The 25,267-nt window shown below is 65.0% G+C and carries 26 protein-coding genes; 13 read left to right on the plus strand and 13 right to left on the minus strand.

Going from position 1 to position 25,267, the window contains the following annotated elements; all coding sequences use genetic code 11:
* Positions 1–71 precede the first annotated feature (71 nt).
* The 9 genes from lspA (at position 72) to P6U23_RS35980 (ending at position 8,170) form a co-directional block, all read left to right on the plus strand.
* On the plus strand, positions 72–569 hold the full coding sequence (gene lspA, locus P6U23_RS35940) for a signal peptidase II (RefSeq protein ID WP_407177014.1): 498 nt from the start codon (positions 72–74) through the stop codon (positions 567–569).
* Between the two features lie 83 nt (positions 570–652).
* Positions 653–1,405 carry a hypothetical protein gene (locus P6U23_RS35945; RefSeq protein WP_407177015.1) on the plus strand — a complete coding sequence of 251 codons (753 nt, stop codon included), beginning with the start codon at positions 653–655 and terminating at the stop codon, positions 1,403–1,405.
* A gap of 165 nt (positions 1,406–1,570) precedes the next feature.
* A complete protein-coding gene (locus tag P6U23_RS35950) occupies positions 1,571–2,962 on the plus strand; it encodes a M16 family metallopeptidase (protein ID WP_407177016.1) in 1,392 nt (463 codons plus the stop codon).
* Positions 2,959–4,335 (plus strand): M16 family metallopeptidase, encoded by a 1,377-nt coding sequence (locus P6U23_RS35955; RefSeq protein WP_407177017.1) that lies wholly within the window; start codon positions 2,959–2,961, stop codon positions 4,333–4,335. Before P6U23_RS35950 ends, P6U23_RS35955 begins: the two co-directional genes overlap by 4 nt.
* A gap of 238 nt (positions 4,336–4,573) precedes the next feature.
* Positions 4,574–4,993: an alternative ribosome rescue aminoacyl-tRNA hydrolase ArfB gene (gene arfB, locus P6U23_RS35960; RefSeq protein ID WP_407177018.1), complete on the plus strand. Its 420-nt coding sequence runs from the start codon at positions 4,574–4,576 to the stop codon at positions 4,991–4,993.
* Positions 4,994–5,186: 193 nt separating this feature from the next.
* Positions 5,187–5,522 (plus strand): c-type cytochrome, encoded by a 336-nt coding sequence (locus P6U23_RS35965; protein ID WP_407181700.1) that lies wholly within the window; start codon positions 5,187–5,189, stop codon positions 5,520–5,522.
* Positions 5,523–5,918: a VOC family protein gene (locus tag P6U23_RS35970; protein WP_407177019.1), complete on the plus strand. Its 396-nt coding sequence runs from the start codon at positions 5,523–5,525 to the stop codon at positions 5,916–5,918. It abuts the gene before it with no gap.
* A gap of 100 nt (positions 5,919–6,018) precedes the next feature.
* Positions 6,019–6,567 (plus strand): gluconate 2-dehydrogenase subunit 3 family protein, encoded by a 549-nt coding sequence (locus P6U23_RS35975; protein WP_407177020.1) that lies wholly within the window; start codon positions 6,019–6,021, stop codon positions 6,565–6,567.
* Positions 6,568–6,601: 34 nt separating this feature from the next.
* Complete coding sequence (locus P6U23_RS35980) at positions 6,602–8,170, plus strand: GMC family oxidoreductase (protein WP_407177021.1); 1,569 nt, start codon at positions 6,602–6,604, stop codon at positions 8,168–8,170.
* Positions 8,171–8,244: 74 nt separating this feature from the next.
* Here P6U23_RS35980 and P6U23_RS35985 read toward each other — a convergent pair whose 3' ends face one another.
* Positions 8,245–8,562 (minus strand): ribbon-helix-helix domain-containing protein, encoded by a 318-nt coding sequence (locus tag P6U23_RS35985; RefSeq protein ID WP_407181701.1) that lies wholly within the window; start codon positions 8,560–8,562, stop codon positions 8,245–8,247.
* A gap of 230 nt (positions 8,563–8,792) precedes the next feature.
* Between P6U23_RS35985 and mutL the strand changes: the two genes are divergently transcribed.
* A complete protein-coding gene (mutL, locus tag P6U23_RS35990; protein WP_407177022.1) occupies positions 8,793–10,604 on the plus strand; it encodes a DNA mismatch repair endonuclease MutL in 1,812 nt (603 codons plus the stop codon).
* A gap of 54 nt (positions 10,605–10,658) precedes the next feature.
* On the opposite strand, the gene rsmD is transcribed toward mutL, so the two are convergent.
* Positions 10,659–11,219: a 16S rRNA (guanine(966)-N(2))-methyltransferase RsmD gene (gene rsmD / locus P6U23_RS35995; protein ID WP_407177023.1), complete on the minus strand. Its 561-nt coding sequence runs from the start codon at positions 11,217–11,219 to the stop codon at positions 10,659–10,661.
* A gap of 7 nt (positions 11,220–11,226) precedes the next feature.
* Positions 11,227–12,990, minus strand: coding sequence for a pseudouridine synthase (locus P6U23_RS36000; RefSeq protein ID WP_407177024.1), 1,764 nt, complete (start codon positions 12,988–12,990; stop codon positions 11,227–11,229).
* 130 nt (positions 12,991–13,120) lie between these two features.
* Between P6U23_RS36000 and P6U23_RS36005 the strand changes: the two genes are divergently transcribed.
* A complete protein-coding gene (locus tag P6U23_RS36005; protein ID WP_407177025.1) occupies positions 13,121–13,567 on the plus strand; it encodes a nucleoside deaminase in 447 nt (148 codons plus the stop codon).
* Between the two features lie 70 nt (positions 13,568–13,637).
* Here the strand turns inward: P6U23_RS36005 and P6U23_RS36010 are convergent, their stop codons facing one another.
* From P6U23_RS36010 to P6U23_RS36020, 3 genes are all read right to left on the minus strand, one after another.
* Entirely contained in the window at positions 13,638–14,543 is a 906-nt protein-coding gene (locus P6U23_RS36010; protein ID WP_407177026.1) for an alpha/beta fold hydrolase, read from the minus strand.
* Positions 14,544–14,742: 199 nt separating this feature from the next.
* Positions 14,743–16,026 (minus strand): phosphoribosylamine--glycine ligase, encoded by a 1,284-nt coding sequence (gene purD, locus P6U23_RS36015; protein WP_407177027.1) that lies wholly within the window; start codon positions 16,024–16,026, stop codon positions 14,743–14,745.
* A gap of 187 nt (positions 16,027–16,213) precedes the next feature.
* On the minus strand, positions 16,214–16,519 hold the full coding sequence (locus P6U23_RS36020) for a winged helix-turn-helix domain-containing protein (protein WP_407177028.1): 306 nt from the start codon (positions 16,517–16,519) through the stop codon (positions 16,214–16,216).
* A 102-nt stretch (positions 16,520–16,621) separates the two neighbouring features.
* Here P6U23_RS36020 and xseA point away from each other — a divergent pair, with 102 nt between their 5' ends.
* On the plus strand, positions 16,622–18,232 hold the full coding sequence (xseA, locus tag P6U23_RS36025; RefSeq protein WP_407177029.1) for an exodeoxyribonuclease VII large subunit: 1,611 nt from the start codon (positions 16,622–16,624) through the stop codon (positions 18,230–18,232).
* Between the two features lie 80 nt (positions 18,233–18,312).
* Here the strand turns inward: xseA and P6U23_RS36030 are convergent, their stop codons facing one another.
* Positions 18,313–19,146 carry a dienelactone hydrolase family protein gene (locus P6U23_RS36030; protein WP_407177030.1) on the minus strand — a complete coding sequence of 278 codons (834 nt, stop codon included), beginning with the start codon at positions 19,144–19,146 and terminating at the stop codon, positions 18,313–18,315.
* A 187-nt stretch (positions 19,147–19,333) separates the two neighbouring features.
* Between P6U23_RS36030 and P6U23_RS36035 the strand changes: the two genes are divergently transcribed.
* Entirely contained in the window at positions 19,334–19,555 is a 222-nt protein-coding gene (locus tag P6U23_RS36035) for a DUF2093 domain-containing protein (RefSeq protein ID WP_024507587.1), read from the plus strand.
* 138 nt (positions 19,556–19,693) lie between these two features.
* Here P6U23_RS36035 and lpxK read toward each other — a convergent pair whose 3' ends face one another.
* The 6 genes from lpxK to P6U23_RS36065 are packed head-to-tail and all read right to left on the minus strand — an operon-like array spanning position 19,694 to position 25,215.
* A complete protein-coding gene (lpxK, locus tag P6U23_RS36040; protein WP_407177031.1) occupies positions 19,694–20,719 on the minus strand; it encodes a tetraacyldisaccharide 4'-kinase in 1,026 nt (341 codons plus the stop codon).
* Positions 20,712–22,016, minus strand: a complete 1,305-nt coding sequence (locus tag P6U23_RS36045; RefSeq protein WP_407177032.1) for a 3-deoxy-D-manno-octulosonic acid transferase — start codon at positions 22,014–22,016, stop codon at positions 20,712–20,714. The genes lpxK and P6U23_RS36045 overlap by 8 nt, the downstream gene beginning before the upstream one ends.
* Complete coding sequence (locus tag P6U23_RS36050) at positions 22,009–22,722, minus strand: lysophospholipid acyltransferase family protein (RefSeq protein ID WP_407177033.1); 714 nt, start codon at positions 22,720–22,722, stop codon at positions 22,009–22,011. The genes P6U23_RS36045 and P6U23_RS36050 overlap by 8 nt, the downstream gene beginning before the upstream one ends.
* Complete coding sequence (locus P6U23_RS36055; RefSeq protein WP_024507583.1) at positions 22,719–22,970, minus strand: DUF4170 domain-containing protein; 252 nt, start codon at positions 22,968–22,970, stop codon at positions 22,719–22,721. Before P6U23_RS36055 ends, P6U23_RS36050 begins: the two co-directional genes overlap by 4 nt.
* A gap of 60 nt (positions 22,971–23,030) precedes the next feature.
* A complete protein-coding gene (locus P6U23_RS36060; protein ID WP_407177034.1) occupies positions 23,031–23,834 on the minus strand; it encodes a 3'(2'),5'-bisphosphate nucleotidase CysQ in 804 nt (267 codons plus the stop codon).
* On the minus strand, positions 23,821–25,215 hold the full coding sequence (locus tag P6U23_RS36065) for a TldD/PmbA family protein (protein WP_407177035.1): 1,395 nt from the start codon (positions 25,213–25,215) through the stop codon (positions 23,821–23,823). The genes P6U23_RS36060 and P6U23_RS36065 overlap by 14 nt, the downstream gene beginning before the upstream one ends.
* Between the last annotated feature and the right edge of the window lie 52 nt (positions 25,216–25,267).

Here is a 25,267-nt window from a genome sequence, read left to right on the forward strand (position 1 = left end):
AGCAACAACCATCCCGCGGTATGGGTCCCGGCGTTCGCCGGGACGACGGCGTGGCTTGCGTCCGGCACGACATGACCCGCCCTCTCCGCGCCGGCCTCATCGCCGCCGTGATCACCGTGGTGGTCGACCAGGCCGCGAAGCTGTGGCTGCTCAACGTGTTCGAGATTGCCCACCGCGGCACCGTGAGGGTGACGCCGTTCTTTGATCTGGTGCTGGCCTGGAACATCGGCATCAGCTTTGGCTGGTTTCAGAGCGACAACCCGGCCGCCCAGATCGCGCTGATGGCGGTGAAGGGCGTGGCGGTGATCGCGCTCGGGATCTGGATGGTCCGCTCCCGGGCGGTCATGGCAACGGTCGCGCTGGGCCTGATCATCGGCGGAGCCATCGGAAACGCCATCGACCGCGCAGCCTATGGCGCGGTGGTCGATTTTGCCCTGTTCCACATCCAGATCGGCGGAAAAACCTTCAATTGGTACGTCTTTAACCTCGCGGACGTGGCCATCGTTGCCGGAGTCATAGCCCTATTGTATGATTCCTTCGTGGGGCTACCCGCCGCAAAAGCGCCCTGATCCCGGCCGATACGACCTGCAAAGGCGGTCGGGCTGACTGCGTCGTCAGCGGCAATTCCGTAAGGTTTTGAACAGGTAAAGCGATGCGTAAGCAACATGCCTCGGGCTGGATGGCTAAGACCTCGTCGGTGGTGCTTAACCGCGGCGTTCGGATCTCCGCCGTTGCGCTGGGCATCGGCCTGCTGGTCGCCTCCGGCGCCGCCCGTGCCCAGGAGGATGACGAGGACGACAAGACCTTCGAGGAGAAGATCATCGAAGGCATCATGAAGGGCATCGGCGCCACCAACATGGATAACAGCGGTATCGACTACCGCGAACGCTCGCCCCTGGTTGTGCCGCCCAAGCTTGACCTGCCGCCGCCGGTATCCGCCAAGGCCGAAGTGAACGTGCCGAACTGGCCGAAGGATCCCGACGACGCCCGTCGCAAGGCGGCCATCGAGAAACGCAAGAAGGACAAGAAAGACACCAGGGACGCTGTCGAGAAGAGCCGCGAAGCCAGCCGCGTGCTGTCGCCCAGCGAACTCAATGTCGCGAGAACCGCGCCCTCCGGCGGCAACAATCACACGTCGGATTCCGAGCAGCCCGGCGGCGATCCCGGTAGCCACGCGGTCCTGAGCCCGGACCAGCTTGGCTTCGAGGGTCGCTTCACCAACCTGTTCGGCGGCAACAAGACCGAGACCGCGGAATTCAAGGGCGAACCGCCGCGCGAAGCGCTGACGCAGCCGCCGCCCGGCTACCAGACGCCGTCGCCGAACTTCGCCTACGGCACCGGCAAGCAGATGGAATCGGTCTACAAGGAATACAATCCGTCCGCCGGAAAGTATGGCGATCAATAATCGCCTCTGCTTATTTGTTCGCGCATAATGTTGCGGAAAACCGGTGTCCGGTTTTCCACATCGTGCATCGAACTCCGTGACGCGAAAGCGTCGGTCGCACCCGTTTGCGTGGGGACAAGGGTGCTTTTGACCCGAACGATAAAGTTCGGGCTTTTTGCATAGGTCATGATGCCCTTACATCGCTCCACAGCCGCTTTGCTTGCGCTCTTCCTCGTTGCGTCCCCCGCCTTCGCGGAGACCACCCCAGCCCCAACCTCGACCTCGGCTCCGCCAGCGACGTTTACGCTCGACAACGGGTTGCAGGTGGTGGTGATCCAGGATCATCGCACGCCGGTGGTCACGCAAATGATCTGGTACAAGGTCGGCTCCGCCGACGAGACGCCCGGCAAGTCCGGGCTCGCGCACTTCCTCGAACACCTGATGTTCAAGGGGACCGCCAAGCACCCGGCCGGAGAATTCTCCCAGACGGTGCTGCGCATCGGCGGCAACGAGAACGCGTTCACGTCCTACGACTACACCGGCTTCTTCCAGCGCGTGCCGCGCGACCAGTTGGCCAGGATGATGGAGTTCGAAGCCGACCGCATGACCGGCCTGATCCTGAAGGACGAGAACGTGCTGCCTGAGCGCGACGTCGTGCTCGAGGAATACAACATGCGCGTCGCCAACAATCCGGAGGCTCGGCTGAACGAGCAGATCATGGCGGCGCTCTACCTCAATCACCCTTACGGGCGTCCGGTGATCGGCTGGCATCCGGAGATCGAAAAGCTCAGCCGCGAGGATGCGCTGGCGTTTTACCGGCGTTTCTACGCGCCCAACAATGCGATCCTGGTGATCGCCGGCGACGTCGATGTCGGCGAAGTCCGGCCGCTGGCCGAACAGACCTTCGGCAAGGTCGCGGCGCAATCTTCGATTCCCGCGCATCGCGTTCGCCCGCAGGAGCCTGAGCCGGCGGGCCCGCGTACCGTGACGGTGGCCGATCCGCATGTCGAGCAGCCTACGGTGAAACGCTTCTACCTCGTGCCCTCCGCCACCACCGCGAGCCCCGGCGAAAGCGCCGCGCTCGACGTGCTGGCGCAGCTCATGGGCAGCGGCAACAACTCCTATCTTTACCGCGCGCTCGTCGTCGACCATCCGCTGGCGGTCGCGGCCTCCGCGGCCTATCAGGGCACCGCGCTCGATCCCTCGCAGTTCTCGATCTCCGCCTCGCCCAAGCCCGGCGTTGATTTCGCGCAAGTCGAACAGGCGATCGATGGCGTCATCGCCAAAGCTGCGGAAAATCCGGCGTCCTCGGAAGATCTCGAGCGCGTGAAGAACCAGTTGATTGCGGAAGCGATCTACGCGCAGGACAACCAGGCAACCATGGCACGCTGGTACGGCGGCGCGCTGACCACCGGATTGAGCATTCAGGACATCAGAAGCTGGCCTGACCGGATCAAGGCCGTGACCGCCGAACAGGTGCGGCAGGCGGCACAGAAATGGCTCGACAAGAAGCGTTCCGTGACTGGCTATCTCATCAAGGACACACAGGCCACCAAGCACGAGGAGAAGCGTTCGTGACCCATCATCTGAAGTTCACGCGGCGCTTTGTCTGCACGCTCGCGGTGGCGCTCGCCGCAACGCTGCCCACGATCGCGCCGTCACAGGCCGCGACGAAGATCCAGCACCTGACCTCGCCTGGCGGCATCGAAGCCTGGTACGTGCAGGATTCCACCGTGCCGCTGATCGCAATGGAGTATGCCTTCGTCGGCGGCGCCAGCCAGGACCCGGCGGACAAGCCCGGCGTTGGCAACCTGGTCGCCGATCTGCTCGACGAGGGTTCAGGCAATCTCGATTCCAAGGCCTACCATGAGCGGCTCGAGCGCCGCGCCATCGAATTGAGCTTCTCCGTGACGCGGGACTACTTCCGAGGGTCCTTGCGCATGCTGAAGGACAACAAGGACGAAGCCTTCACGCTGCTGCACAGCGCGCTGACCTCGCCGCATTTCGATGCCGCCGATGTCGAACGCATCCGCTCGCAGGTGATGTCCGGGCTCAAGCGCGACAGCGCCAATCCCAATGCGCTCGCGGGGCGTAAATTCCTGGAAGTCGCCTACGGCGATCATCCCTATGGCCGGCAAACCTCGGGTACGCTCGATACCGTTCCGACCATCACCGTCGCGGACATGAAGGATTACGTCGGCCGCGTGCTGGCCAAGGACACGCTGAAGATCGCCGTGGTTGGCGATGTCGATCCGGCCACGCTCGGCAAGCTGCTCGATCAGACCTTCGGCGACCTGCCGGCGAAGGCGAAGCTGACCCCGGTTCCCGACGTCGAGGCGGCCAAGCCGCCGCAGCGCGCCTTCGTCCCGCTCGATGTGCCGCAGACCGTGATCACCTTCGGCAGCCCCGGCATCATGCGGCATGATCCGAACTTCATGGCGGGCTATGTGGTCAACCACATTCTCGGCGGCAGCGGACTGTCCTCGCGGCTCTATCACGAGGTCCGCGAAAAGCGCGGGCTCGCCTATTCCATCTACGGAGCGCTGTCATGGATGGAACACTCGGCCCTGTTCATCGGCAACACCGGCACCCGCGCCGACCGCGCCGGCGAGACCATCGCCGCGATCGAGAAGGAAGTCCGCCGCATCGCGCAAGACGGTCCGACGCAACAGGAACTCGATGAGGCCAAGTCCTATCTGAAGGGCTCGCAGATGCTCGCGCTCGACACCTCATCGAAGCTGGCGTCGGGGCTGTTGCAGTATCAGCTCGACGGCCTGCCGATCGACTATCTGGAAAAGCGCAACAGCCTGGTCGATGCGGTGACGCTGGATGATGCCAAGCAGGCCGCCAAGCGGCTCTGGGGCCAAGGCCTGCTCACGGTGATCGTCGGCCGTGCCCCGCAGGCCGCGGCGCAGCCGGTCGCCGCGCCGGGTCCGACCAAGGCGGATTGAGGCCGTCTGGGTATGTCGGACAGCTCAGACCAGTCAGCCCCGCGAAGGCAGTGAGCCTCGAAGGATGGACGGCCCCGCCGCGAAGGCCGGGCCATCGCCCTTCGAGGCCAGAGCCTGTCATCGGGCCGCGTTTCGCGCGGACCCGTTGGCGCCGACACTCAGGACGACGGAGAGATTGCGAGCCCGTTTCGCCGCAAACCGGCTATCCTGCGCACCGATTCCATCTGCCGGTGTCGTCATGCTGCGGATTTCCCGCGATCTCTCCATCGATGAAAACGATCTCGAGATCGGCTTTGTCCGTGCCTCCGGGCCCGGCGGGCAGAACGTCAACAAGCTCGCGACTGCCGCGCAATTGCGCTTCGATACCAATCGGATCGTATTGCCGCCGGACGCCCGCACCCGGCTTGCTCGTCTCGCCGGCCAGCGCATGACCAAGGACGGCGTGATCGTGATCCACGCCCAGCGCTTCCGCACCCAGGAGCGCAACCGCGCTGACGCTATCGAGCGGCTGGTCAGCCTGTTGCGCGAGGCGATGGTCAGGCCGACGCCACGCCGACCGACCAAGCCGACGCTGGCCTCAAAACGGCGCCGGCTCGAGGGCAAGAAGCACCGCGGCGATATCAAGGCGCGGCGCGGCTCGCGCGGGTTTGAAGATTAAGCCAGGCGTTTCGCCAACGCGCCACCGGCGTGGCGCCGCGACCTGTTTTGTTCTGCCCTGAAACAGCCCGCTACTACCACCGCCCGTTTGCCGCCGCCTAACATCCGCGCATAGCGAGGTGAGGCGGATGACAAGCTTGCGCGGGCGATACGCAATCGGGCTGGTATTTTGCGGCGCGCTGCTCGCGGGGAAAATGGCGGCCGCACAAATACCCCTGCCCGCCGCAAAGCCGCCCGATGGCGCCACCTTGTTCAAGCAGCAATGTGCAACCTGCCACACCATCAATCCGTCTGAGCCAATCCGGCAAGGCCCGCCGCTCTCCAAAGTGGTCGGCAGGCCCGCCGGCAAGGTCGACGGCTTCCACTATTCGCCGGGACTCGCAAAGGCGGATTTCGTCTGGGACGAGGCCAGGCTGGACGCGTGGCTTACCAACCCGCAAGCGGTCGTTCCCGATGCCTTCATGGTCTACCGCCAAGCCAAGCCCGAGACCCGCGCGGCGATCATCACCTATTTGAAGGAGCTGAACTGAATGGCCAAACCCGTCCACTCGATGATCCGCGTTCTCGATGAAGCGAGATCGCTTGATTTCTACGCGCGCGCATTCGGGCTCGAAGTGGCCGACCGCTTCAAATTCGCGGAGTTCGCCCTGGTCTATTTGTGCCATCCCTCTTCGCCTTTCGAGGTCGAGCTGACGGTCAATTTCGACCGCAAGGAGCCCTATTCGCTCGGCGACGGCTATGGCCACCTGGCGGTGGTGGTCGACGATGTCGATGCCGAGCATGCCCGCTTTACGCGGGAGCAGTTGTCTCCGGGGCCGCTGCGCGATTTCAAGCACGACGGCCGGACACTGGCGCGGTTCTTTTTCGTCAGCGATCCCGACGGCTACAAGATCGAGGTGATCCAGAGGGGCGGACGTTTCGGCTAGAGCATGATCCGGACCCGGAGGGCCGCGTTAGCGCAAAGTGGATACCGGTTTTCCGGCTCAATCAAGAATCACAATCAATAAAACGTCAGTGGAGGAGCTCATGAGAGAAGTTGATCGTCGCAGCAAATATGATCGCCGGACCTTTCTCAAGGGCGCGGCAACAACGGTGCCCGTGGTCGCGGCCGCGACCACTGCGGGCTTCAGCATCGAGGATGCCTGGGCGGAGGGCACGGTTGCGCTGCCGCCTGCGACGCTGAAGACGCTGCTCAAGGTCGCACGCGACATCTATCCGCACGACTTCCTGGGCGACAGCTACTACATCGCGGCGGTCAAGCCCTGGGACGACAAAGCGGCGAAAGATCCCGCCACCAAGACGCTGATCACGGAGGGCGTGAACCGGCTCGACCAGGACGCCCGCGAGCGTCATCAGCTCGCTTACGCCGAAGTACCCTGGGAAGCGGATCGGGTGGCGCTCTTGCGCCGCATCGAGCCGAGCGACTTCTTCCAGAAGGTCCGTGGCGATCTGATCGTCTCGCTCTACAACCAGAAGGAGGTTTGGCCGAAGTTCGGCTATGAGGGCTCCTCGGCGGAGTATGGCGGCTATATCAAGCGCGGCTTCGCCGACATCGATTGGCTCCCGAAAGTCTAGGCACCTGGACAGAGAACATCAGGGAGGAATCAAAATGGCAAAATTCGATCTGAACGACAGCGGCGTGGTCGTCATCATAGGTTCGGGCGCCGGCGGCGGAACGCTGGGTAATGAGCTCGCGCAAAAGGGCGTGAAGGTCGTCATTCTGGAGGCGGGCCCGCGCATCGAGAACCAGGACTTCGTCAACGACGAATGGGACAGCTTTACCCAACTTGCCTGGAAGGACATGCGCACGACGTCGGGAAGCTGGCGCGTTCACAAGGACTTCCCCAATCTTCCGGCGTGGATCGTGAAGGCGGTCGGCGGCTCGACCACGCACTGGGCCGGCGCATCGCTGCGCTTCGACGAGCATGAGTTCAAGATCAAGAGCACCTATGGCGGGCTTCCCGGGGCCAATCTGTTGGACTGGCCGATCACGCTCGCCGAGATGGAGCCGTATTACGCCAAGGCCGAGAATAAGATGGGCGTGACGCGCACCAACGGCATTCCCGGCCTGCCCGGCAACAACAATTTCAAGGTGCTCGAAGCCGGCGCCAAGACGCTCGGCTACAAGGAAGTCCATACCGGGCGGATGGCGATCAACAGCGAACCGCGCGACGGCCGCGGCTCCTGCCTGCAGATCGGCTTCTGCTTCCAGGGCTGCAAATCCGGCGCGAAGTGGTCGACGCTCTACACCGAAATCCCGAAAGGCGAGGCCACCGGAAACATGGAGGTGCGCCCGAACAGCATGGTGCTCAAGATCGAGCATGATGCGAGCGGCAAGGTCACGGGCGTGGTCTATGCCGACGAGACCGGCGCCATGCAACGGCAGAAAGCACGCGTGGTGGCGGTGGCCGGCAACTCCATCGAGAGCCCGCGTTTGCTGCTCAACAGCGCCTCCAGCATGTTCCCCGATGGCCTTGCCAATTCGTCGGGCCAGGTCGGGCGCAATTACATGCGGCACACGACCGGCAGCGTCTACGCGGTGTTCGAGAAATCAGTCCATATGTATCGCGGCACCACAATGGCGGGCATCATCCGCGATGAGGCGCGCTATGATCCGAAGCGCGGTTTCGTCGGCGGCTATGAAATGGAGACGCTCTCGCTGGGCCTGCCCTTCATGGCGGCCTTCCTCAATCCAGGCGCCTGGGGACGCGAGTTCACCAGCGCCATCGAGGGATATCCGCGGATGGCCGGCCTTTGGATTGTCGGCGAGGACATGCCGCAGGAGACCAATCGCGTCACCCTCGATCCGAAGGCCAAGGACAAGTTCGGCCTGCCGGTCGCCAGCGTGCATTTCGATGATCACCCCAATGACATCGCGATGCGGACCCACGCCTACAAGCAAGGCGCGGCGGTTTACGAGGCCGTCGGCGCGACCGTCACCTATCCGACGCCGCCCTATCCCAGCACCCATAATCTCGGGACCAATCGCATGAGCGAGAAGCCGCGGGATGGCGTCGTGAACAAGTTCGGCCAGACCCACGACATCAAGAACCTGTTCATCTCCGATGGCAGCCAGTTCACCAGCGGCGCGGCCTGCAATCCGACGCTCACGATCGTGTCGCTAGCCATCCGCCAGGCCGACTACATCGCCGGCGCGATGCAGAAGAAGGAGATTTGATCGGACCCACGCGGCGGCTCTGTGCGCAAGCCAGAGCCGCTTTTTGCTTTGCAGCGAGGACGCCGCCAAAAAGACTATTCGGCGGCGTCGAGAATCGGCGTTGCCGTGGAATGAAATTCCGCCACCGCCTGCGCGCTTCTTGCGCGATAGATCAGGCAGGAGCACCGCAAGAGCGAGGCGAAATTCCTGACCTCGCCATGATGATCGAGCACCTCGTCATGCAGCGTCGTGAGGAATTTTGCCAGGCTCATGTTCTGCGTCGCTGCAATCTCCTCCAGCGTGTCCCAGAACGACATTTCGAGACGGATCGACGTGCAATGGCCCCCGATACGCAACGATCGGGTCTGGGATTCATAGTCGCGTTGCGGCTGATGCGCGAACAAATGGCACATGGTTTCCTCTCGTCGCATGATCGTTTTTCTTGAAACCATATACCCGCCCGCCCTGCGTCACAATCCTCGCGGCTGGTAGTGGCACGGTCTGGCCCGGCTTGTGGCGTGGCATCGAACATCAATATCTTCAATGTGATAGACCCGCCTCATCCCCAACGGAAAAGCGCCTTGCTTTGAGGACGCGCGCGCAATGCTTACAATACGGGTTAACGCGAATCTGACTGGAACCCATGCCCGTCCGCCAACTTCCCGAACAGCTCGTCAACCGTATCGCCGCGGGCGAAGTGGTGGAGCGGCCTGCCAGCGTCGTCAAGGAGCTGGTGGAGAACGCCATCGATGCCGGCGCGAGCCGGATTGACGTCTTTACGGATGGCGGCGGGCGGCGGCGCATCGGCATCACCGACGACGGTTCCGGGATGACGGCCGCGGACCTCGAGCTTGCCGTTGAGCGCCACGCGACCTCGAAACTCGACCATGAAGATCTCCTGCAGATCCGCACCCTCGGATTTCGCGGCGAGGCGCTGCCCTCGATCGGCGCGGTGGCAAGGCTTTCCATCACCACGCGCCATGCCAGCGAACCGCATGCCTGGTCGCTTTCGGTGGAGGGCGGGGTGAAGGCGAGGCCGATGCCGGCAGCACTTGGCCAGGGCACGCGCGTCGAGGTCAACGACCTCTTCTACGCAACGCCGGCGCGTCTAAAATTCCTGAAGACCGACCGCACCGAGGCCGAGGCGATCAGGGAAGTGGTGCGACGGCTTGCGATGGCGCGGCCCGACATCGCGTTCACGCTCGCCGGCGAAGAGCGCGCTCCTAGCACCTGGGCCGCGGCGCTGCCCGGCGCCGCGGGCCGGCTGACGCGGCTCGGCGACGTCTTGGGCGCGGAGTTCCGCAACCACGCCATCGAGGTGCGCGCCGAACGCGACGGCGTCCTGGTCGAGGGCTTTGCGGCCTCGCCCGCGCTGACCCGCGCCAACGCACTGGGGCAATATCTTTTCGTCAACGACCGTCCGGTGCGCGACAAGCTGATCTTGGGCGCGGTGCGCGCGGCTTATGCCGATTATTTGCCACGCGACCGGCACCCGGTCGTGGCGCTGTTCGTGGCGCTGGATGCGCGCGAGGTCGACGCCAATGTGCACCCGGCGAAGACCGAGGTGCGCTTCCGCAATGCGGGCCTGGTGCGTGCGCTGATCGTGCACGCCTTGAAAGAGGGGCTTGCGCGCGAGGGCCGGCGCACCGCGGCCAACGGCGCGAGCGCCGCGATCGCCTCGTTCCGCCCGCAGCTCGCACCGCGCCCCGGCAATTGGGATTGGCGCCGCTCGCCGTCGCTGCCGACTGGCCCGCTGCCGGGCTTTGCAGCCGCAGCCGCGCCGGCCTTCGGCGAGCCGGATCAGGCGGGCTTCGATGTCGGCGCGCCCACCGCCGATGTGCGTTTCGAAGCGCAACCCCCGTCCGATTTGCTCGACCGCCCGCTGGGCGCTGCACGCACGCAAATCCACGAGACCTATATCGTCTCGCAAACGCGAGACGGGTTGATCGTCATCGACCAGCACGCGGCGCACGAACGCATCGTCTACGAGAAGCTGAAGAGCTCGCTCGCCAGGAATGGCGTGCAGCGGCAGATCCTCCTGATCCCTGAAATCGTCGAATTGGACGAGGCGACGGTCGAACGGCTGCTGGCGCGTGAGAGCGAGCTCGCTTCCTTCGGGCTTGCGATCGAATCCTTTGGCCCCGGCGCCGTCGCGGTGCGCGAGACACCGTCGCTGCTCGGCAAGGTCGACGCGAGCGCGTTGCTGCGCGATCTCGCCGAGCACATGGATGAATGGGACGAGGCGCTGCCGCTGGAACGGAAACTGATGCATGTCGCGGCCACCATGGCCTGCCACGGCTCGGTGCGCGCCGGGCGGCGCTTGCGGCCGGAAGAGATGAACGCGCTGCTGCGCGAAATGGAAGAAACGCCCAATTCCGGCCAGTGCAACCACGGCCGGCCGACCTATGTCGAGCTGAAGCTGTCGGACATCGAGCGCCTGTTTGGGCGGAAGTAGCCCCCCATCTCGATGTCGTCCGGACAAGCGAAGCGCGAGCCGGGACGACATCTGTTACGCGGCACCAGCCCGCAAGAACACGAACTCCGTGTCATCGTAGACGCGCCGCTCCAGCTCCGCAAAACCTTCCGGCACTGTGAAGCCAGCCGCCTTCGCTTCCTCCACCACCACGACCGCGCCTTCCCTCAGCCAACCGCCATCGCGCAAGGAAGCCAGCGCCTTCTCGGCGAGGCCCTTGCCGTAAGGAGGATCGAGGAACGCGAGCGAAAACGGCTCTACGGGGTGCGCCGGCCCGAGATTGACCGCGTCGCGGCGAAACACTTTTGTAACCCCGCCCAAGCCCAGCGCCTCGACATTGTTGCGCAATAGCGCCCGCGCTTCGGTGCCGTTATCCACGAACAGCGCGAACGCCGCACCGCGCGAGATCGCTTCGATACCGAGCGCGCCGGTACCTGCAAAGAGATCGAGCACGCGGGCCCCGGAAATCGGATCGCCATAGGCGTGGGTAAGGATATTGAACACCGACTCGCGCAGACGATCCGCGGTCGGGCGGATCTCCCGCGATGCGGGCGAGGCCAGATTGCGGCCCCTCAATCGTCCACCGACGACGCGCATCCCGACTCTACTCGTCCCTCGGCTTGAAATCGCGCTTGCCATGATAGCCGCGCTTGGGGCGGCGCGGCGGGCCATAACCACGGGCCTCGAGTTCGTTGCGGGCGCGAGCCTCCTCGCTGCCGGTCCGCTGGACCAGGACGCGGCGGCCCTTGCGGTCGGCGATCACCGCCCTCTTGCCGGCCGGCCGAAGCTGCTTTTGGCCGGGCGATGCCTCGCGCTCCTCATCACCGCCGCGATCAGGCGCGGTCTGCGCGAAATCGCAGCCCGCCTGGGCAATGATCTTGTCTCCAAGCTGCTCGCGCAGGACGCGCGTCTTAACTTCCTCGACCGCGCCTTCGGCGATTTCGCCGAGTTGGAACGGCCCGTAGGAAATGCGGATCAGCCGGTTCACCTCGAGCCCGAGATGCGCCAGCACGTTGCGCACCTCACGGTTCTTGCCTTCGCGGATCGCGAACACCAGCCAGACATTCGCCCCCTGCTCGCGGTCCAGTGTCGCATCGATGGGTCCGTATTTGATGCCATCGACCTCGATACCGTTCTTCAGCTCGTCGAGCTGGGCCTGACTGATCTCGCCATGGGCGCGAACGCGATAGCGACGCAGCCAGCCGGTTTCCGGCAATTCCAGGACACGCGCGAGGCCGCCGTCATTGGTGAGCAAGAGCAGCCCCTCGGTGTTGAAATCGAGCCGACCGACGCTGATCAGACGCGGCAGCCCTTCCGGCAGATTGTCGAATACCGTCGGACGCCCTTCGGGATCGGCATGCGTTGTCATCAGCCCGCGCGGCTTATGATAGAGAAACAGCCGCGTGCGCTCGCGCGCCGGCAATGGCTTGCCGTCGACTGCGATCACGTCATTGGCGGTCACATCGAGCGCGGGTGAATTGATCACCCGGCCGTTGACGCTGACGCGCCCCTGCACGACCCATTCCTCGGCATCGCGGCGCGATGCTAGCCCGGCGCGCGCCAGTACCTTGGCGATGCGCTCGCCGACCTTCTTAGGTCTGGCCTCCTCGCGCGAGGGGCGCTTGCCGGCATCAGGCTTGCGTTCGCGATAGGCGCCACGGCCGCCGAACGCCGGACGCTTGGCGAAACCCTCACGCCCCTCTTCGTTATCCCGGCGCGGCCGTTCGAAACGCGGGCGGTCGAATTTGGGCCGATCATCATATCCGCGCTGATCCCGCCCGCGCGCGAAGCGAGATCGCTCCTCGCCGCCACGCGCCTCGCGCGGGCCGCGCCTCTTGAAATCGCCCTTGCGTTCGCGGTCGGCGCCCGGACGCTTGGTGAAGCCTTTGCGATCCCCTTCCTGCTCGCGGCGTGGTCGCTCGAAACGGGGACGGCCGAATTTGGGACGATCCTCGCTGCCGCGCGCCTCCCGCCCGCGCGCGGATTGCGGGCGCTCCCCGCGACCGCGCTCGCCGCCGCTGCGCTCCTCGCGTCCCCGATCGTCGCGCTTGCGCCAGGATTTTGCATCGCCAGCCTCATCCGGCCGGCGATCAAAACGCTTGCGCGGGCCATCTTCGCGGAAACGGCCGCGCTCGCTGCGATCTGCGCGGACATCCCTGCGCTCGCCGCGTTCCTCTCGCCGCCGGAACGGACGCTCGTCGCGGTCACCGCGACCGCGCTCCCTGCCGTCCTCCGGCTTGCCCGCAAAGCCTCGCTTGGCGAACTTCCTCTCGCCACCCCGCGCCGCTTCGGCACGGTCCTTGCGGCCACCCGGCCGTTCACGCCGGCCGCGCCAAGAGGCGTTGTCTTTATCTTTGTCGCGGGGCATGAAAGGCTCTCTTTTCGTTAAGTCAGGTCGAAAGGCAATCCGCGCGCCATCGCGGCGCTGTCTCGCAAAACCGGTATCCACTTTTGCTGAAGGCGCCCCGTTTAGCAGGTTTTGTTCGATGATACGAGGCATGACCGCACCTTCTTTCATGGATTTGGCGCTCGCTGCGGCCCGCGCGGCCGAAAGAGCCGGGGAAGTGCCGATCGGCTGCGTGATCGTGCGCGATAACGAGGTGATCGCCTCGGCCGGGAACCGCACGCTCGTCGACCGCGATCCCACCGCGCATGCCGAAATGCTCGCCATCCGTGCGGCGGCAGCGAGCCTGGGCAGCGAGCGGCTCGTCGACTGCGATCTCTACGTCACGCTCGAGCCCTGCGCCATGTGCGCCGCCTCCATCTCCTTCGCCCGTATCCGCAGGCTCTATTATGCTGCGACCGACCCCAAGGGCGGCGCGGTCGAGTCCGGCGTACGGTTCTACACGTCTCCGACCTGCCACCACGCGCCGGAAGTCTATTCCGCGGTCGGCGAGAGCGAAGCGGCGGCGATGCTGAAGGACTTTTTCAAGGCGCGCAGATAACCCCCACTCGCGCCTTCATGCCCGGGCTCGTCCACGCCATGACGAAGGTGTAGGCGAAGCCTCGCCCCCCTTAGTCAGACAGGAAGAACTCGCGCAGCAGCTTCGCCGTCGCTGCCGGATTCTCCTCGGTCAGAAAATGCCCGGAATCGACCGGCGCGCCGGAGACGTTGGTGGCCCACATCTTCCAGGTATCGAGCGGCGTAGCCGCGGCGCGCGCGATGCCGGCATCACCCCACAAGGCCAGCATCGGAATGGTGATCTTCTTGCCGGCATCAAAGTCAGCCTTGTCGATTTCATAATCGGCATAGGCGCCGGCGCGATAGTCCTCGCACATCGCGTGCACGCGTGAAGGATCGCGGAATGGGGCGAGGTAATGCTCCAGCGCGCGCGGATCGATGTCGTCGAGGTTCTTCGCCTTGGTCTGGCTCGCCATCTTGGTCTTCAGGAAGAAATCGGGGCTCGCCGTGATCAGCGTTTCCGGCAAAGGCGATGGCTGCGCCAGAAAGGTCCAGTGGTAGATCTTCAGTGCATAGAGCCGGTTGATGCGTTCCCAGTAATTGTAGGTCGGCAGGATATCCAGCACGGCCAGCTTTGCGAGCCGTCCCGGATGATCGAGCGCCAGCCGATAGGCGACGCGCCCGCCGCGGTCATGGCCGGCCATGGCGAAATGCACATAGCCAAGCTGCTCCATGGCCTCCACCATCGTTTGCGCCATCGCGCGCTTGGTATACGGCCTGTGCTCCGCGTCGCTCTCGGGCATGTCCGACCAGCCATAGCCCGGCAGATCGGCGATGATGAGAGTGAAGCGATCCGCAAGTTGCGGCGCGACGCGGTGCCACATCACGTGCGTTTCGGAAAAGCCGTGCAGCAGAAGCAGCGGCGGCCCCTCGCCGCCGACTCGCGCGAAGAGACGCCCGGACCTCGTGCTGATCCATTTGGAAGCAAAGCCGGGGAAGAGGTCGGCGAGGTCGGACATGGTGCACACCCATCATTATTTGCCGAGGCGTGGGTCTCACGCTCCGGCTCCAAGGCTTGCGCGATCCGGCTCACCTCGATGTTGGAGTAAACACCGAGAGCGGCTTTGACAACAAGCGGCGACAGCGTCTCATAACGTGCCAAACAAGCTCGAGATTCCGGATCGACGCGCGCCGCGCGTCGTCCGGGATGACGCGCCTCTATGAATCCGCACGCTCCTTCTCGACCGCCTGCCAGGCGATGTCGCGGCGACAGAAACCGTCCGGCCATTTGATGCGGTCGATCGCCTGATAGGCGCGGGCCTGCGCTTCGCTGATGGTCTTGCCCAGCGCGCAGATGTTCAGCACGCGGCCGCCATTGGCGACAACGGCGCCGTCCTTGGCGGCTGTGCCTGCGTGAAAGATCTCCACGCCCTCGACCTTGGCGGCTTCATCGAGCCCCGCGATCAGGCTGCCCTTCTTGTAGTCGCCGGGATAGCCTTTTGCCGCCATCACCACCGTAATAGCGGATTCCGGGTACCAGCGCAGATCGAAATGCTTCAGCTCGCCGTCGATAGCCGCAAGAAAGGCCGGCACGATGTCCGACATCATTCGCAGCATCAGCACCTGGCATTCGGGATCGCCGAAGCGAACATTGAACTCGAAGAGTTTTGGCCCCTGCTCGGTCAGCATCACGCCGGCATAGAGCACGCCGCGGAACGGCGTGCCACGCGCTTTCATGCCGGCAACCGTCGGCAGGATGATCCGATTCATGATCTGGCCATGAACTTCGTCGGTCACGAACGGCGTCGGCGAATAGGCACCCATGCCGCCGGTGTTCGGGCCCTGGTCGCGATCGAACACGCGCTTGTGGTCCTGGGCCGAGGCGAGCGGGATCGCGGTCTCGCCGTCGCAGAGTGCAAAGAAGCTGACCTCGCGTCCTTCCAGGAATTCCTCGATCACGACCTCGGCGCCGGCCGCGCCGAACCCGCCCTCGAACATCATGGCGATGGCGGCCTCGGCCTCCTGCTGCGTCTTCGCGACGACCACGCCCTTGCCGGCGGCAAGCCCATCCGCCTTGACCACGATCGGCGCGCCTTGCGCACGCACGTAATCCAGCGCTTCCGCCGCACTGGTGCAGCGCCGATAAGCGCCGGTCGGAATGTTGAACTCGCTGCAGAGAGCCTTGGTGAAGCCCTTGGAGGCCTCGAGCTGCGCCGCCTGCCTGCTCGGGCCGAAGGCCTTGATCCCGGCGGCTTCAAGGTCGTCAACGATCCCGGCCGCGAGCGGCGTCTCCGGCCCAACGACGACAAGGTCAATGGCATTCGTTCTGCAGAAGTCGATCACCGCGGCATGGTTGGCAACGTCGAGCGCAACGCATTCGGCCTCGCGCGCAATGCCGGCATTGCCGGGCGCGCACCAGAGTTTTGTCAGCAGCGGAGAGCCGGCGATTTTCCAGGCCAAAGCGTGCTCGCGGCCACCGGAACCGAGCAGGAGAATGTGCATGGGTCGATCGTGCAGTCTGTGGAATTGGATGATGGAGCGGGTCGCACGACTCCCCCTTCTCTCGCAAGGGGAAAAGCCAGCCAGGTCCGTCATTCCGCGGCGCGCGCAAAGCGCTCGAGCTTGTTTGGGCGTAAAAGCTCGAGATTCCGGGTTCGCGCTTGCGCGCGCCCCGGAATGACGGAGCGTCTTAAGCCGTGCCGCCCGCCCCCGCGATGATCTCCTGCAGCGCCGCGACGTGCCGCGCGAACGCGCCGCGCCCTGCTGCGGTCGCAGTGACCGTGGTTTGCGGCTTCTTGCCCACGAACGCCTTCTCCACGCCGACATAGCCAGCACTGGCGAGCGTCTCGATATGGCCGCCGAGATTGCCGTCGGTCGCTCCGGTCAACTTCTTGAGCCGGGAAAATTCCAGCCCCATGCCTTGCGGCAGGCCGTTGAGCGCCGCCATGATCCGTAACCGCAGCGGCTGATGAATGATCTCGTCGAGCCCTGTCACAGAGTACTCTGTACCACAGAGAAAAGGCTGAAACCAGCGGATTGGCGATCCCGGTCGAAAATCCCTAACTTGGGCACCTATCCCTGCGATTCGCGATTCGAGATGCCTGCTGTCGAACCTCTGATCAACGCGCCCGAATTCACCGTCTCCGAACTGTCCAATGCCCTGCGGCGGACGGTGGAGGATCGTTTCGGTCATGTCCGGGTGCGCGGCGAGATCTCGGGTTTCCGCGGTCCGCATTCCTCCGGCCATTGCTATTTCGCGCTCAAGGACGAGAACGCCAAAATCGAGGCGGTGATCTGGAAGAGCTCGCTCTACCGGATGCGGTTCAAGCCGCAGGAGGGGCTCGAGGTCATCGCGACCGGCAAGCTCACCACCTATCCGGGCGCCTCCAAATATCAGATCGTGATCGAGGCCCTGGAGCCGGCCGGCATCGGCGCGCTGATGGCGCTGATGGAAGAGCGAAAAAGGAAGCTGGCCGCCGAAGGCCTGTTCGACGAGCGGCGCAAGCGGCCGCTGCCCTGGCTGCCCGAGGTGATCGGCGTGGTGACCTCGCCGACCGGCGCCGTGATCCGCGATATCCTGCATCGTCTGTCGGACCGCTTCCCCCGCCATGTCCTGGTATGGCCAGTCAAGGTGCAGGGCGATGGTTCGGCCGAGCAGGTCGCTGCCGCGATCCGCGGATTTAATGCGCTGCCGGAACACGGCAGGGTCGCCCGTCCCGACGTCTTGATCGTCGCGCGCGGCGGCGGCTCGCTTGAGGATCTCTGGTCCTTCAACGAGGAGATCGTGGTGCGCGCGGCGGCCGAAAGCCGCATCCCGCTGATTTCGGCGGTCGGCCACGAGACCGATATCACGCTGATCGACTTCGCCGCCGACAAGCGCGCGCCGACGCCGACCGCGGCGGCCGAAATGGCCGTCCCCGTGCGCAGCGACTTGATGGCCGAGGTGGAGAGCCTCGCGCGACGCACCAGGATGTGCTGGCAGCGCGGTCAGGAGAGCCGCCGCAACGAGTTGCGCGCGGCGGCGCGCGCCCTGCCTGCGCCCGGCGAACTGCTCGCGATCCCGCGCCAGCGGCTCGATGGCGCCGGCGCCGCCCTGCCCCGCGGCTTGCGGGCCAATACCCATGCCCATTTCCGCCGCTTTGTCGCGGCGAGCGCGCGGCTCACCTTGCGTGTGCTGCACGGACAGGTCGAGCAGGCGCGTCACCGACACCTCGTCTGCGGCGAAAGACTGACCCATGCCGCGCATTCGCTGCTGCGCCGCCGCCGCGACCGCTTTGCCGGGCTAGAGGCAAGACTGAGGGCCTCAAAGCTCGCCAATGCGCAGGCGCAGCGCCAGACCATTGCCCGCCAGCGCGAGCGAACGCTAAGGCTGTCCGAGCGCGCCCACCGTGCGCTGCTGACGTCGCTGCAGCGGCTTGACGCCCGCATCACCCATAGCGGCCAATTGCTTGCCGCTTTGTCCTATCGCAGCGTCTTGGCGCGCGGCTTTGCCTTGGTGCGCGACGAGGCCGGCCATCCCTTGCATGGGGCGGCCGAGATCGGCGGCGGCGCGCGGCTCGAGCTGGAATTCGCCGATGGGCGCGTCGGCGCGACCGCCGATGCGGATCGTCCGGCAGTGGCCCAGCCCGAGCGGCCGAAGCCGGCCACGCGCGAGCCGAAGACGCCGAAGCGCATCGTCAAGCCAGTCGATCAGGGCAGCCTATTCTGAACACGGTCATTCCGGGGCGCGTCGAAGACGCGAACCCGGAATCTCGACGGACCGCACCGGAATGACGGTGCCAAGAACAGCTACCGCGACAGCCACTCCGCGACGAGCTTTTGCGCGTCCTGCCGCGCTTGGGGATCGGTGCCGACATGGCCGCGCTCGGGCAAGCCGGCATCGTCGACAGAGGCCGCCACGGCGTGGATCGGCAGGTTGGCGCGGTCGAAATCATGATAGGCGCCAGGATAGACCACGATCCGCGTCAGCGCGCTGCGGCCGCGCGCGCCATCGATCATCTGCCGGCAGGCCGGTGGCGAGGACACATCGTCCTTGGCGCCGATCAGGAGGAGCGTCGGCACGCGTGCGCTCCAGCCGAGCCCGGCCGAGAGCCGGCAATCCGGATAGAAGGCGATCGCCGAGCGGAAATCCGGCTCGCCGTTACCGGAGAGCAATTGCGGGCGCACCGCCCAGAGCAGCGCGCTGGCGCCGTTGGCCCAGCCGATCAGGCTGATCCGATCGGCCCTCGCCCAGGGCTGCTCGATCAGCCATTGCCGTGCCGCCAGAATATCGGTCACCCGCTCGCGACGCGCGGTCACCCGATGCTCCTTGGCGCGGCATTGGGGCCCAAGCCCGCGCGAGCCGTAGCTGTCCGGCAGCAAAACCGCCCGGCCGTTCTTCACGAGCTGCTCGGCCCAATCGCGGTAACGCGGCAACACGGGCTCGGAACGGCTGCCCAAGCCGCCGCAGCCGTGGAGCGCGATGACGGTCGGAAACGGCCCATCGCCATCGGGCTTATAGAGCTGGGCGCGAAGGGTGACCGTGCCCGACGGGATCTCCACCTGACGCGGAGCCGGCGGCGAGGACAGGGCAAGCGCCGGGGCGGCAATCAGCAACAATGCGAGGACGGCAAGACGGCGCATCGAACTTTGCAAATCTATGCCGGCGGGGGACACCAGCCTCATCCGCGGAAAAAAGTACCATGCGGCCCGAACCGCAAAACATCACGAATCAGTGGGTTTCGCAGGCGGACAGCGCGACCTATTTATGTTAGCAGGATTTGAGCCTCACACCGGCAGATTACCGGGATTTAATTCGGAGCCCACAATCGTGCTGAACAAATTCGGTCCCTCAGGTCATGGGGAAGCGCAGGTGCAATACCTTGACGGCGATTTCCGCGTGATCTCGCCCGGCACCTATGTGCGCTGCGCGGTGACCGACGTGCGGATACCGCTCGATGAACTGAAATATTGGAGCGTCGATCTGCAGGAAGCCTATGCGACGCCGACCGCGGTGCTGCAACGGCATTACCCCGAGCAGGTGAAGAAGTAGCGTCCGAGGACGTAGCAAAGCGTGAGATGGGTAGAGCGCAGAGCGAAACCCATTTCGCGACCGTGGGATGTGAATGAGCCTGTCATCGGGGGCGCGTTCGCGCGACGCGGCGGCTCTACCAATCTTTCTCTACCCATCTTAATGTCTGTGAAAACTCTTCTCGCGCGCCTTGAAGAGCTGGTCCGACACGAGCTTGCGCAAGCGCGCGACGTCCTCGAATTGCAAGCTCACCGGAAACGGCACGATCTCCGGTGCGAGCGCCGCAAGCTGCGCATCGCCGCGCAATCGCACCAGATCCTTTTCCGTGGCCACCAGCATCAGGCCATCTCGCTTCGCCGCGGTGACCAGCGCCTCGATCTCATGCACTGAGAATGGGTGGTGATCGGCGAACGCCTTCCGTTGCGCGACTTCGACGCCGGCCGCTCCCAAGGTGCGAAAAAAACGCTCGGGATCGCCAATGCCGGCGAAGGCGAGCACGCGTCTGCCCTTGAGCTGTTCGATCGCCGCCGCATCGGGTCGAAGATGCGCCGCGAGCACCGGTTTGCCGGATGCGGCAAGCGCCGCAGCCACGTCTTTCGCCGCAGTACCCGCGCCGATCACGATCAACGCGCTGGTGCGGGCAAGCTGCGGCGCGAGCGGCGCCCTCAAGGGGCCTGCGGGAAAGACGCAGCCGTTGCCGAGGCCGCGCTCGCTGTCGATCACGATCAGCGCGGCGTCCTTGGCAAGCGCGGGATTTTGGAAACCGTCGTCCATCAGGATCACGCTGGCGCGCTGCGATCTTGCGAGCGCGACGCCATCGATGCGGTCGCGCGACACCACCACCGGAACATGCACGGCCAGCATCAGCGGCTCGTCGCCGACATCGACGGCCGTGTGCCTGCCAGCATCGACCATCAAGGGGCCGCGCCGCCGTCCGCCGTAGCCGCGGCTGAGCACGACCGGCGCCTCACCGAGCTCGCGCAGGATGTCGGCAAGCGCAAGCACGGTCGGCGTCTTGCCGGCGCCGCCCAGATGATAATTGCCGACGCAGAACACGGGGACGCCGGCGTCAAAACCCTTGCGAGCCATGCGCAGGCCCGCGACCGCGCCGTACAGCGCGGCAAACGGCCAGAGCAGATGCGATGTCCACGATGCCGGCCGGTACCAAAAGGCCGGCTCACGCATTGGCGGCTCCCATCTCGAGCCGCAACTGCAAGAGATAGGGCTCGAGAGCGGCCAGCGTCCGGTCCAGTGCACCGCCAAGCTGCGCCACGACGCGGGTGGATGCCGTAACCAGCCTCTCGCGCGCGTCCTGATCGGCCAGCAACTGGCCGAGTTGCTTGATCAGCGCCTCCCTGTCGGCAGCGGTTCGCGCACCGCCGGCCTGGTCGAGCGCCTCATAAACGTCGGTGAAGTTGAAGACATGCGGGCCGTGCACGATCGCCGCATTCAGCTTGACCGCCTCGATCGGATTTTGCCCGCCATGTTCGACCAGCGAGCCGCCCATGAAGACGATTTCGGCCAAGCGGTAGAACAGGCCCAATTCGCCGAGCGTATCTGCGACGTAGATCTCGGTCGCCGTATCGGGCAATTGCTGGCGCGAGCGCAACGCGGTTTTCAGACCCGCGGCCTCGATCATCTGCGCAATCGCGGGCCCGCGATCTGGATGCCGCGGAGCGATCACGGTCAAAAGCTGCGGAAACAATCCACCGAGCGCCCGCTGTGTCTCGATCAGGATCTCTTCCTCGCCGGGATGGGTCGAGGCCGCCACCACGATCGGCCGCCCGCGCGTCGCTGCCGTCAGCCGTTCCAGCTTGACCGCGTCGGCGGGCGGCGCCGGAACGTCGAGCTTCAGGTTGCCTGTCACGACGACGTTGCGGCTGCCCAGCGCGGAAAAGCGCTCGGCATCGGTGCGCGATTGCGCAAGACAAATATCGAATTTTTCCAGCAGCGCCGAAATCGTGCCCGACACCCGCCGCCAGCGCGGAAACGAGCGCTGCGACATTCGTCCGTTGATCAGGACCATCGGCAGCCGCCGTGCCGCGCTTTGCAGGATGATGTTCGGCCAGAGGTCGGACTCGATGAACAGCGCCAGCGAGGGCCGCCAATGATTGAGGAACCGCGCGACGAAGCGCGGCGAATCGTATGGCACGTATTGATGGATGATGTCGGGCGGAAAGCGCTTGGCCACGATCGCGGCCGAGGTCACCGTGCCTGATGTGACGAGAATGCGGATGTCGAGCGCCCGCAGTCTCTCAATCAAGGCGGCTGCCGCCAGCACCTCGCCGACGCTGGCGCCATGTATCCAGATCAACGGGCCCGCGGGCCGCGGATCGCGCGACATGCCGCGACGCTCGCCGATGCGCTCCGGATCCTCCTTGCCCTGCCGCAAGCGCCGATTGATCAGGGCCGGCGCCAGCGGCACCACGACCGACGACAGCTTGCGATACACGCGCAGCGTCATCGGCAGCGAGTTAGCCACGGCCGGCCTCCGGGCGCCCCACTTTGGCATAGGCGCGGCGGGTCGCCTCGTTCAGATAGGCCTCCAGCCTCAAGCGCAACCGCTCCATGGTCGCGGCGTCCGCATCGCTGGGCACGTTGATCTCCTCAACCCCCACCAATGCGCCGTGCCCGAACGGCAGATTGATCGTGGTCCGGTCCCAGTTCTTTAGTCGGATGAAGCGGCTGGTGGCCATCGCAAAGGGCATGATCGGCCGTCCGGTTTCTCTCGCCAGCATGATGACGCCGAGACCGGCGACGCGCGCGCGCTTCGGCACGTCGGCGGTCAGCGCAACATTATAATTCTCCTCGAGCGCGCGCACCATCTCCCTGAATGCGCCGACACCGCCCTTGCGGTGAAAGGCCCCGCCATGATCGCCGGAGCCGCGGATCGTGCCGATGCCGAGCCGCTCGGCGGCGATGGCGTTGTACTCGCCGTCGCGATGGCGTGAGATCAGGACCTTGGCGCGGTGGTCCTTCTTGGTCTTGATGAATGGCGTCATGAAATGCTGGCCGTGCCAGAACACGAAGATCGCGGGCTGGCGCGGCTCGACCATGTCATAGACATGCGGCGGGTCCATAACGAATTTGTTGGTCTTCCAGACCAGCCGCAGATACTCGGCTGCGAGGAACCCCACAGCTCGCTGGAACCAGCCGCTGCGCAAAATAATGCGAAGCAGCTTCTTCAACGGCCGGGTTTCGTATCTTGGGCGGGATCGAGCAGCCGATGCAGGTGCACGATGAAGTAGCGCATATGCGCGTTGTCGACGGTCTGCTGCGCCTTGGCTTTCCAGGCCACGTAAGCAGTCGCGTAGTTGGGGAAGAGCCCGACGATATCGACTTTCTCGAGGTCCTTGAACGTGTTGTGTTCGAGGTCGGTCAGTTCACCGCCGAAGACGAGATGAAGCAGTTGTTGCTGCGGGGCATTATCTGGCATGATTCTCTTTCCTAGGATGGATGCCCGGCAAGCTCGAATCTCGCGACAGGGTCAGGGCGCTTAAACGGGCAAACGATCTCGAAAATGCGCGACAATGCTCGCATGACGATCGCGTCCTGCCGCCACCAGCACCCCGTGTGTCACTTCCCGGCAATTGTACAGAATCCCCTCGCCGGAAAGCGCGGTCATCCTACCATTCGCTTCCTGCACGATCAAATGAGCCGCCGCAAGATCCCAATCGTGACTATTGCCGCCGGCAAACGCCGCATCCAGACTTCCATCCGCGACCCGGCACAGCCGAAGCGCCAGTGAAGCGATTCGCGGATGCAGCGTGACGTCGCCTGAACCCGTAGTGAGCCGCTCAACGAGCGGTTTCGGGCCTGCGACACGGGTGAAATCCAGCGCCGTACCGGGCGTGGCCAGCAACTCCATCTCGTTGCGGGTGGCGCCCTGCCCGCGCATGGCGAAAAAGAATTCGTCGCTGGCCGGCGCGAACACCGCGGCGAACAGTGGCGTGTTGTCCTCAACCAGCGCCACGCTCACGCACCAGTCCTCGCGTCCGGCGAGATAGCCGCGCGTGCCGTCGATGGGATCGACGATCCACACGCGCCGTTTCGCCAGCCGGTCCGCGTCGTCAACGCTTTCCTCCGACAGCCAGCCGTAATCGGGGGTTGCGGAGCGCAACCTCGCCTCGAGCAGGTCGTTGACCGCGATATCGGCCTCCGACACCGGGGAGGAAGTGCCCTTGATCCATTTTTTCAGATCGGTGCGGAAGAGCGCGAGTGCCAGCGCGCCGGCCTCGCGCACGGTGTCCTTCAGGAGTTCTGCATCGCGCGACAATGTCTCCCGGCTAACGTCCGCCAAGCGTCAGTCCCTCGATGCGCACGGTCGGCGCGTTGACGCCGTAACGGAACTCCAGGTCACTCGCCGCAACCATCGACTTGAACATGGGCAACAGGTGGCCGGCGATCGTCACCTCGCTCACCGGATAGGTGATCTCGCCGTTTTCGATCCAGAAGCCGGACGCGCCGCGGCTGTAATCGCCGGTGACGCCATTGACGCCCGAGCCGATCAGGTCGGTGACGTAAAATCCCTGCTTGATATCTGAGATCAGCTCGGCGGGCGTGACAGCGCCGGCTTCCAGATGCAGGTTATACGGCCCGGGCGAGGGCGAAGAGGAAACGCCGCGATGGGCGTGACCGGTGGTCGCAAGGCCGAGTTCGCGCGCGGTGGCGCAATCGAGCAGCCAGGAGGTCAGAATGCCCTGATCGATGATGGCGAGCTTTTTCACGCTGACGCCTTCGGCGTCGAAAGGCTGGGAACGCAAGCCGCGGCGGCGCAAGGGATCGTCGATGATGCGGATGTTGTCGGCGAAGAGCTGCGCGCCGAGCTTGTCCTTCAGAAAACTGGTCTTGCGCGCGATCGAGGCGCCGTTGATGGCGCCGACGAGATGGCCGACCAGCGAACCCGAGACGCGGGGATCATAGACGACCGGCACCTGGCAGGTTTCGACCTTGCGGGGATTGGCCCGCGCCACTGCGCGCTCGCCGGCGCTGCGGCCGACGCGCTCGGGCGAATAGAGGTCGGCGGCATGCGGCGCGGAGCTGTAGTCGTAGTCGCGCTCCATCGTGGTGCCCTCGCCCGAGATCGCCGTCATGGAGATGCTTTGGCTGGAACGCAAATAGGCACCATGAAAACCCGAGCTCGTCACCAGCACCATGCCGCCAATGCCGGCGGACGCCGACGCGCCGCCAGATTTGGTAACGCCTTTCACCCCAAGCGCGGCGGCCTCGGCCTCCTGCGCGCGTCGCTCGAGTTCGGCGGTGGAGGGAATCGCGGGATCGACCAGATCGAGATCGGGCAGATCGCGCGCCAACAACGAGGGATCGGCCAGCCCGACATATTTGTCTTCCGGCGCGACACGCGCCATCGCGACCGCCCGCTCCGCGAGCTTGGCCACGCCGTCGCCGGAGACGTCGTTCGTGGAGACGACCGCCTGCCGCTGCCCCACGAGGACGCGCAGGCCCACGTCGTCGCCTTCCGAGCGCTCGGATTCCTCGACGCGACCGTCGCGCACTTCCACGCCGTGCGAAACGCCGCGCACCGCAACCGCGTCGGCGGCGTCGGCGCCGGCGCGCTTGGCCGCTTCCACCAGCCGCTGCGCAAGATCCGACAAGGCCGATTGGTCGAACAGGTCCGAACTCGTGCCTTTGGCTTGCGTCGATGAGGATGGTGAAGAGATCACGAACAGATTCCCGAGCAATGGAGGGAGTGTCGGAAACAAACCCAATTCGTCT

Source organism: Bradyrhizobium sp. STM 3562, from assembly GCF_045571435.1.
Classification (GTDB): Bacteria; Pseudomonadota; Alphaproteobacteria; order Rhizobiales; family Xanthobacteraceae; genus Bradyrhizobium.

What these genes read in the sequence shown, in the direction of transcription:
- lspA (WP_407177014.1), top strand. Translation starts at nt 72, where the DNA reads ATGACCCGCCCTCTCCGCGCCGGCCTCATCGCCGCCGTGATCACCGTG.
- P6U23_RS35945 (WP_407177015.1), top strand. Translation starts at nt 653, where the DNA reads ATGCGTAAGCAACATGCCTCGGGCTGGATGGCTAAGACCTCGTCGGTG.
- P6U23_RS35950 (WP_407177016.1), top strand. Translation starts at nt 1,571, where the DNA reads ATGATGCCCTTACATCGCTCCACAGCCGCTTTGCTTGCGCTCTTCCTC.
- arfB (WP_407177018.1), top strand. Translation starts at nt 4,574, where the DNA reads ATGCTGCGGATTTCCCGCGATCTCTCCATCGATGAAAACGATCTCGAG.
- P6U23_RS35965 (WP_407181700.1), top strand. Translation starts at nt 5,187, where the DNA reads ATGGCGGCCGCACAAATACCCCTGCCCGCCGCAAAGCCGCCCGATGGC.
- P6U23_RS35970 (WP_407177019.1), top strand. Translation starts at nt 5,523, where the DNA reads ATGGCCAAACCCGTCCACTCGATGATCCGCGTTCTCGATGAAGCGAGA.
- P6U23_RS35975 (WP_407177020.1), top strand. Translation starts at nt 6,019, where the DNA reads ATGAGAGAAGTTGATCGTCGCAGCAAATATGATCGCCGGACCTTTCTC.
- P6U23_RS35980 (WP_407177021.1), top strand. Translation starts at nt 6,602, where the DNA reads ATGGCAAAATTCGATCTGAACGACAGCGGCGTGGTCGTCATCATAGGT.
- P6U23_RS35985 (WP_407181701.1), bottom strand. Translation starts at nt 8,562, where the DNA reads ATGTGCCATTTGTTCGCGCATCAGCCGCAACGCGACTATGAATCCCAG.
- mutL (WP_407177022.1), top strand. Translation starts at nt 8,793, where the DNA reads ATGCCCGTCCGCCAACTTCCCGAACAGCTCGTCAACCGTATCGCCGCG.
- rsmD (WP_407177023.1), bottom strand. Translation starts at nt 11,219, where the DNA reads ATGCGCGTCGTCGGTGGACGATTGAGGGGCCGCAATCTGGCCTCGCCC.
- P6U23_RS36000 (WP_407177024.1), bottom strand. Translation starts at nt 12,990, where the DNA reads ATGCCCCGCGACAAAGATAAAGACAACGCCTCTTGGCGCGGCCGGCGT.
- P6U23_RS36005 (WP_407177025.1), top strand. Translation starts at nt 13,121, where the DNA reads ATGACCGCACCTTCTTTCATGGATTTGGCGCTCGCTGCGGCCCGCGCG.
- P6U23_RS36010 (WP_407177026.1), bottom strand. Translation starts at nt 14,543, where the DNA reads ATGTCCGACCTCGCCGACCTCTTCCCCGGCTTTGCTTCCAAATGGATC.
- purD (WP_407177027.1), bottom strand. Translation starts at nt 16,026, where the DNA reads ATGCACATTCTCCTGCTCGGTTCCGGTGGCCGCGAGCACGCTTTGGCC.
- xseA (WP_407177029.1), top strand. Translation starts at nt 16,622, where the DNA reads ATGCCTGCTGTCGAACCTCTGATCAACGCGCCCGAATTCACCGTCTCC.
- P6U23_RS36030 (WP_407177030.1), bottom strand. Translation starts at nt 19,146, where the DNA reads ATGCGCCGTCTTGCCGTCCTCGCATTGTTGCTGATTGCCGCCCCGGCG.
- lpxK (WP_407177031.1), bottom strand. Translation starts at nt 20,719, where the DNA reads ATGCGTGAGCCGGCCTTTTGGTACCGGCCGGCATCGTGGACATCGCAT.
- P6U23_RS36055 (WP_024507583.1), bottom strand. Translation starts at nt 22,970, where the DNA reads ATGCCAGATAATGCCCCGCAGCAACAACTGCTTCATCTCGTCTTCGGC.